The organism is Caldovatus aquaticus (assembly GCF_019458025.1).
In the GTDB taxonomy this organism is placed as follows: Bacteria; Pseudomonadota; Alphaproteobacteria; order Acetobacterales; family Acetobacteraceae; genus Caldovatus; species Caldovatus aquaticus.
The window spans coordinates 1-1,026 of the sequence record NZ_JAHZUY010000130.1 but is presented as its reverse complement, the minus strand read 5'-3'; the positions used below and the strand labels follow the sequence as shown (position 1 = coordinate 1,026).

At 76.8% G+C, this 1,026-nt stretch carries 1 protein-coding gene; it reads right to left on the bottom strand.

Going from position 1 to position 1,026, the window contains the following annotated elements; translation table 11 throughout:
- On the bottom strand, positions 1–1,004 hold a 1,004-nt coding region (locus K1J50_RS18785; protein ID WP_220119273.1), incomplete at its 3' end, for an IS5 family transposase.
- Between the last annotated feature and the right edge of the window lie 22 nt (positions 1,005–1,026).

Sequence of the window (1,026 nt, the reverse complement as noted above, 5' to 3'; positions counted from 1 at the left end):
AGGCCGATGCACCGCGCGACGAGGCCCATGCGGCGCTTCTCGGCGGCGAAGACATGCTCGACCAGACTGCGCACCCGCGCGCGCGTCGCGTTGCCGCGGGCGATGGGGGCGGGCATCGGCCGTCCGCGCGGCGTGGCGCGCCGGAACTCGGGCCGCAGGCCGCGCCGGTCCGGCAGCTCGCGGCTGGCCGTGCTGCGGCAGGCCGTGTCGGCCCAGGCCCCGCCGCCGGTGTTGGCCGGATCCAGCACGGCGCCGAGTTGGCCGCCGCCGTGCCGCGCCGCGTCGGCGACCACGAAGCGGCGAATGAAGCCGTGCCCGCGATCGATGCCGCGGCGGTTCTTGTAGCCGGACACCGGCACCGCGCTCCCGGCCGCCTGGCGCGGCGCCCCCTCGGGCGGCCCGGCCTTGCGGCCGCGCTCGATGGTCCGGTGCCCCTCGCGGTCGATCTGCCGGGTGCGCGCCTGCGACCAACCCTCCGGCGTGCCGCCCTCGCGCAGCGTCGCCTTCTCCTCCTCGGTCAGCCGCGGGCGCCGGTTTGTCCGCTTTGCGGCCAAACCAACCACGGTGGCGTCGACGATCTGCCCGCCCATCGCCAGGAAGCCGCGCTCGGCCAGCACCGCATCGAAGCGGGCGAACAGCCGGGCCAGCGCGCCCGCGCGCGTCAGCCGCCCGCGGCAGGGCCAGACCGCCTTGGCATCGGGCACCGCCTCGTGCAGCGCCAGGCCCGCGAAGCGCATGAACGACAGCCGATCGCGCAGCTGGTACTCGGTCTGCTCGTCCGAAAGCGTGCCGAGCGCCTGCAGCACCAGCACGCGGACCATCGGCGCCGCGTCGTAGGGCGGCCGCCCGCCGCGGCTGCGGTCCGCCCGCGGCAGCGCCGCCTCGAGCTCCGCACGGAACGCCTCGAAATCCACCACGGCGCGCAGCCGTTCCAGCGGGCCGCCAGAGGCCGAGAGCCAGCGCAGACGCTCCTCCGCGTCGAACAAACGCGCCTGCCCCGCCATGCCGCGCCCCCGCCATCACCAG